7 protein-coding genes and 1 tRNA gene are annotated in these 5,312 nt (G+C 72.7%); 5 read left to right on the forward strand and 3 right to left on the reverse strand.

Features of this window, described 5'->3' with window-relative positions; translation table 11 throughout:
* Positions 1-3 precede the first annotated feature (3 nt).
* From MTDSW087_RS29480 to MTDSW087_RS29500, 5 genes are all read left to right on the forward strand, one after another.
* A tRNA-Met gene (locus tag MTDSW087_RS29480) sits at positions 4-80 on the forward strand.
* Between the two features lie 218 nt (positions 81-298).
* A complete protein-coding gene (gene cobF / locus MTDSW087_RS29485; protein WP_144769306.1) occupies positions 299-1,045 on the forward strand; it encodes a precorrin-6A synthase (deacetylating) in 747 nt (248 codons plus the stop codon).
* Positions 1,046-1,182: 137 nt separating this feature from the next.
* The gene (locus tag MTDSW087_RS29490) at positions 1,183-2,847 is read left to right on the forward strand and encodes a DEAD/DEAH box helicase (protein WP_144769308.1); all 1,665 of its coding nucleotides are present in this window, start codon (positions 1,183-1,185) and stop codon (positions 2,845-2,847) included.
* Positions 2,848-2,934: 87 nt separating this feature from the next.
* On the forward strand, positions 2,935-3,162 hold the full coding sequence (locus MTDSW087_RS29495) for an antitoxin (RefSeq protein ID WP_144769310.1): 228 nt from the start codon (positions 2,935-2,937) through the stop codon (positions 3,160-3,162).
* Positions 3,159-3,572 carry a type II toxin-antitoxin system VapC family toxin gene (locus MTDSW087_RS29500; protein ID WP_238179497.1) on the forward strand — a complete coding sequence of 138 codons (414 nt, stop codon included), beginning with the start codon at positions 3,159-3,161 and terminating at the stop codon, positions 3,570-3,572. Before MTDSW087_RS29495 ends, MTDSW087_RS29500 begins: the two co-directional genes overlap by 4 nt.
* Before the next feature lie 31 nt (positions 3,573-3,603).
* Here MTDSW087_RS29500 and MTDSW087_RS29505 read toward each other — a convergent pair whose 3' ends face one another.
* The 3 genes from MTDSW087_RS29505 to MTDSW087_RS29515 all read right to left on the reverse strand — a co-directional run.
* On the reverse strand, positions 3,604-4,002 hold the full coding sequence (locus MTDSW087_RS29505; protein ID WP_144769312.1) for a group III truncated hemoglobin: 399 nt from the start codon (positions 4,000-4,002) through the stop codon (positions 3,604-3,606).
* Positions 4,003-4,320: 318 nt separating this feature from the next.
* Positions 4,321-4,563: an acyl carrier protein gene (locus MTDSW087_RS29510; protein WP_144769313.1), complete on the reverse strand. Its 243-nt coding sequence runs from the start codon at positions 4,561-4,563 to the stop codon at positions 4,321-4,323.
* The coding region (locus MTDSW087_RS29515) for an AMP-binding protein (protein WP_144769315.1) at positions 4,560-5,312 on the reverse strand (753 nt) is incomplete at its 5' end. The genes MTDSW087_RS29515 and MTDSW087_RS29510, both read right to left, overlap by 4 nt.

Consider the following 5,312-nt stretch of genomic DNA (forward strand, 5'->3'; position numbering starts at 1 on the left):
CGGCGCGGGGTGGAGCAGCCCGGTAGCTCGTCAGGCTCATAACCTGAAGGTCGTTGGTTCAAATCCAACCCCCGCAACCAGATCAGCCAACGGCCCGTCTCCCAAAAGGGGACGGGCCGTTGTCGTATGCCGGGAACCTTCTCGAAGACCAACAGCTCGGGCGGACTGCACTCTGCGCGGGGCAGAGCCCTGGGTCCTTGTTTCAGGCGCTCTCTTGGGCCGAACCGGCTTCCACTTCGGCGGAGAGCGCTCTACGAGGCGCGGCAGCGCGGATCCTCGCGCGTGTCCGGAAGCCCCCATGCGAAGCCTGCGCGTCATCGGCATCGGCACCGGCAATCCGGAGCACCTGACGCTCCAGGCGGTGCGGGCGCTCGCGGATGTCGATGTGGTCTTCGCCCTCGACAAGGGGGCCGAGAAGGCGGACCTGCTGGCCCTGCGCCGGACGATCTGCGCGGCGCATATCGCCAAGCCCTACCGCTTCGTCGCGGTGGAGGATCCGGCCCGCGACCGGCGGCCCGCCGATTACGGCGGCACGGTCGAGGCCTGGCACCAGGCCCGGGCCGACCTCCTCGAAGGGGCGATCCGCGATCATCTCGGGGCAGGGGAGGTGGGCGCCATCCTGGTCTGGGGCGACCCCTCCCTCTACGACAGCACCCTGCGCGTCCTGGAGCGCATCCGCGCGTCCGGCCGCCTCGCCTTCGACTGCGCGGTGATCCCCGGCATCACCAGCGTGCAGGCGCTCACCGCCGCGCATGCCATCCTGCTCAACCGGATCGGCGCGGACGTCCTCATCACCACCGGGCGCAACCTTGCGGCCCAGGGCCTCACGGCCGACAGCACCGTGGTGATGCTCGACGGCGATCCCAGCTTCGACCATCTCGACCCGAACCTGACGATCTACTGGGGCGCCTATCTCGGCTCGCCGGACGAGATCCTCGTCTCCGGCCGCCTCGGCACGGCCGGGCCCGAGATCCGGCGCCGGCGCGCCGAGGCCCGCGCCCGCCACGGCTGGATCATGGACACCTACCTGCTCCGCCGCCCCTGATCCCGGGGTTCGAAGGGGATCCTCCCCTTCGCCGGTCCAGGGCGGAGCCCTGGGACTGTCGGGGCCCTGCCCCGACAGTCCCGCCAAAGGGCCTGAGGCCCTTTGGAATCCCCGGACTTCCCGCGTACACGGCGCGCATGCTGCAGCTTCGGGATTATCAGCGCGCGAGCCTCGACGCGCTCCAGGCGGCGTGGGGCGGGGCAGGGGGCTCCCGGCTTCGCGACGGGCTGATCGTGCTGCCCACCGGGGCCGGCAAGTCCCTGGTCATCGCGGCGCTGGCCCGCGCGAGCCTGGAGCGGGCGCCGGAGGCCCGCATCGTCGTCGTCACCCATAGCCGCGAGCTCATCGCGCAGAACCACCGCGAGCTCGTCGCCTCCTGGCCGGAGGCGCCGGCCGGGATCTTCTCGGCCGGGCTCGGGCGGCGCGAGGCGGAGGCGCGGATCCTCGTCTGCGGCATCCAGTCGGTCTGGGACAAGCTCGGGGCGATCGGCCCGCGCGACCTCGTCATCGTCGACGAGGCCCACCTGATCCCGCGCGCGGCCGAGACGCGCTACGGCCGCTTCCTCGCGGGCCTGCGGGCGCTGCGGCCGGAGATGCGCGTGGTCGGCTTCACGGCGACGCCCTACCGGCTCGACAGCGGGCGCCTCGACGAGGGGGAGGGGCGGCTGTTCGAGCGCATCGTCTACGAGGCGAATGTCGGCGACCTGATCCAGCGCGGCTGGCTCAGCCCCCTCGTCTCCAAGGCGACGCTGACGGCGCTGGACGTGAGCGGGGTCGGCCGGCGCGGCGGCGATTACATCCCGAGCCAGCTCGAGGCGGCGGTGAACCAGGACTGGATCACCCGCGCCGCGGTGGAGGAGATGGTGGGCTATGGCCGGAGCCGCCGCGCCTGGCTCGCCTTCTGCGCCGGCCTCGCCCATGCCGAGGCCGTGCGCGACGCGGTGCGCCGGGAGGGGTACTCCTGCGAGACCATCTCCGGCGAGACGCCGCGGCGCCAGAGGGACCGCCTGATCGCGGGGTTCCGCACGGGCCGCATCCGCTGCCTGACCTCGGTCGGCGTGCTCGCCACCGGGTTCAACGTGCCGGAGGTCGACCTCGTCGCCCTGCTCCGCCCGACCCAGAGCACGGGGCTCTACGTGCAGCAGGTCGGCCGCGCGCTCCGGCAGGCGCCGGGCAAGGCGGACGCGCTGATCCTCGATTATGCCGGGCTGGTGCGCATGCACGGGCCCGTCGACATCGTCACCGCCCGCACCGCCGCCCAGGTGCGCGGGCGGGAAGGAGAGGTGCGCGCCAAGCCCTGCCCCGGCTGCGGCGCGCTCATCGCCCTCAACGCCTCCACCTGCGAGGCCTGCTGGGTCGAGCCCGAGGCCGAGGAGGAGGGCGAGGCCAGGCACGAGGCAGCCGCCGAGGACGCCCTGCCGATCCTCTCCGAGCCGGTGACGCAGGCGCTGCGGGCGCGTGCCTCGGCGCCTTGGCGGCCCGTGACCGGCTGGGCGCTCGAGGCCTCTCCGGGCGGCCTCGCCATCGCCCTCGCCTGCCCGGAGGGCGGCCACCGGGTCCACCTCGATTTGGAGGCCAGCGGCTATGCGCGGGAGAAGGCGGTGCTGTGGTGGCGCGGCCTCGGCGGCGGGCGCGACGCGCCGACGAGCGCCGACGAGGCGCTGGCGCGGCTGGACGAGCTGGAGCGCCCGGCGAGCCTGCGGCTGCGCCCGGCCGGGCGTCTCAATGCCGAGCTCGGCCTGCGCTTCGCGGACGGGCGCGTCTTCGCCGATACGCGTCGGGCGGAGGATCTGGCGGCCTGACCGGGGAGGGGGGCTGGAACCGTCCTTGCCCGGTCTGTCACCGTGCGGCAGGCTGGTATATACAGGTCCGTATAGACGGGGTGCTCCATGGCGCGGACACGCATCTTCCGGTCCGGAAACAGTCAGGCCGTTCGCATCCCTCGGGAATTTCGCCTGAGCGGGACCGAGGTCGAGATCTTCCGGCGTGGCGGCGAGATCGTCCTGCGGGAGGTGCAGGATCGGGGCCTCGCCGCCGCCTTCGACCTGCTGGCCGAGCTTCCGCCCGAGATCGACGACCGCGCGGATGCGCCGCCCCAGGAGCGCGAGGGCCTGTGAAGCCCCGCTACATGCTCGATACCAACATCTGCATCCACATCCGCCGGAACCGGCCTCCAGCGGTCATGCGCCGGTTCGCAGCCGCGGAGCCCGGCAGCGTCGTGATGTCGGTGATCACCTACGGCGAACTCGCCTACGGAGTCGCCAAGAGCGGGGACGCGGAAGCCGGGCGGCGGCTGACTGCCCTCGCCCGCCTCATCCCGGTCCTTCCGATGGAGGACCGGGTCGGGCCGCTCTATGGGCGCCTGCGCGCCGACCTTGCCGCCGCGGGCCGGCTGATCGGCGGAAACGACCTCTGGATCGCCGCGCATGCGCGCGCGTCCGATCTGACGCTGGTGACCAACAACGTCCGGGAATTCGAGCGGGTCGATGGGCTGGCGATCGAGGACTGGACCGTCGAGCCGGCCTGACCGGGGAGGGGGCTCGGAACCGCCCTCGCCCTCAGGGACGGCCCTGCCCGGCCGGCGCGTCGGGCCGGAAGAACAGGCCGGCCTTGAGGCTGTCGCCGATGCGGTGGGCCCGCTCGATCAGGGCGTCGGCGATTGCAGGCGCGAAGCGCGCCTGCGCCGTCTCCGCGAACAGGCCGAGCCAGCGCTCGAAATGATCGGGCGTGAGGACGCCGAGGGCCTGATGGCGGCCGAAGGGATTGCCTTTGTAGCGGCCGGTCTTCAGGAGCACCGAGGACCAGAAGGCCTGGATCGTCGCCATGTGCCGCGGCCAGTCCGCGTCGGGGATCGCCGCCGCGAAGACCGGGCCGATCAGGGGATCGCGCCGCACGCGCGCGTAGAAGGCATCGAGGAAGCCGGCGAGGCTCGCCTCGTCGAGGACCGTGTCGACCATCGCCGGGTGGCATGCCAGCCGCGATGGGCGAGGGCAAGGGTTTATGGGCAAGGGTTTTCAGGGGGTTGGAAGCCCCCTCGCCCGGCCTCGGGTCGCTTTGGTTCCATAATATATCTTATGCGAACGATTCCTGGCCTCGGATCGGGCCGGGTTTCCGCCTGCTCCGGAACAGCTTCCGGCATGCTGCGCCGTGCCGGTGCGGAACGCTCCGCGCCATGGGAGGCCCGCACAGTCCTGCACTGGCACGGAGGAGGGTTCTCCCGTGCGGAGGGGCCTTCGCGAGCCCCCTGCCCCGCTCCCGTGGCGACCCTGTGCGGATCAGGCGGCGTCCGTCATCTTCCGCTCGATGAGGTCGACGAAGGCGCCGACATTCTCGAGCGATCCGATCTCGGCCGTGCCGAAGCGCATGCCGAACGCGGCCTCGACCGCGAGCACCAGGGAGATGTGCGAGACCGAATCCCATTCGGCGATGTCGGCGGCCGTCGATCCCCGTTCGAGGACGATGCGCTCGTCCTCGAACACGGTGCGCGCGACATCCTGCAGGCGGCTCAGTACGGTCATGGTCTGCTCGTCGTGCCGGGGGGTAGCGGAGAGGCCTCCGATGCGGGCGGCCGGGGCGGGCGGCGTCCGTCGGGTCCCGCGCGCAGGCCGTCGAGGGCCGGGTGCGCGGCGAGCGCCCGCAGGTCGACTTTTCCGTTTGTGTTGAGCGGGAGGGCGTCGAGGACGATCACGGCCTGCGGGATCATGTAGTCGGGCAGACAGCCCTGCAGGCGCTCGCGGATCGCGGCCGTGTCGAGCGGGGCGCCGGCGACGAAGCCGACCACGCCCGCGACCGTCCCGTCGGCGGCGGGCAGCGGCAGGACGGCCACGAGGTCGCGCCCGGCCGCCGCCCGCAGGGCGCCCTCGATCTCCAGCGTCTCGACCCGGTAGCCCCGGATCTTGATCTGGTGGTCGACGCGGCCGAGGAAGTGCAGGCCGTCCCCCGCCTCCAGCCGGCCGAGATCGCCGGTCCGGTACCAGCGCGTCCCCTCGACGGTCCGGAACCGGTCCGCGTCGAGCTCCGGCTGCCGCCAGTAGCCGCGCGTGAGCTGCGATCCGGACAGGCAGATCTCGCCGACGGCGCCCGGCGCGGCGGGCCGGCCGGTCTCGTCGAACAGGGCCATCCCCTGCCCCGCCAAGGGCCGGCCGATCGGCAGGACCGTCGCGGGATGGTCCGGCCGGTAGGCGAAGTGGCTGATGGCGATCGTCGCCTCGGTCGGGCCGTAGAGGTTGTGGATCGCGCTGTCCGGGGCGGCCCGCGCCCAGATCCG

Origin of the sequence: Methylobacterium dankookense (genome assembly GCF_902141855.1) — a bacterium.
GTDB lineage: Bacteria > Pseudomonadota > Alphaproteobacteria > Rhizobiales > Beijerinckiaceae > Methylobacterium > Methylobacterium dankookense.

Bases quoted from the DNA above. Each gene is read 5' to 3' on its own strand.
- cobF (WP_144769306.1), top strand. From the start codon at position 299: ATGCGAAGCCTGCGCGTCATCGGCATCGGCACCGGCAATCCGGAGCAC.
- MTDSW087_RS29495 (WP_144769310.1), top strand. From the start codon at position 2,935: ATGGCGCGGACACGCATCTTCCGGTCCGGAAACAGTCAGGCCGTTCGC.
- MTDSW087_RS29490 (WP_144769308.1), top strand. From the start codon at position 1,183: ATGCTGCAGCTTCGGGATTATCAGCGCGCGAGCCTCGACGCGCTCCAG.
- MTDSW087_RS29505 (WP_144769312.1), bottom strand. From the start codon at position 4,002: ATGGTCGACACGGTCCTCGACGAGGCGAGCCTCGCCGGCTTCCTCGAT.
- MTDSW087_RS29510 (WP_144769313.1), bottom strand. From the start codon at position 4,563: ATGACCGTACTGAGCCGCCTGCAGGATGTCGCGCGCACCGTGTTCGAG.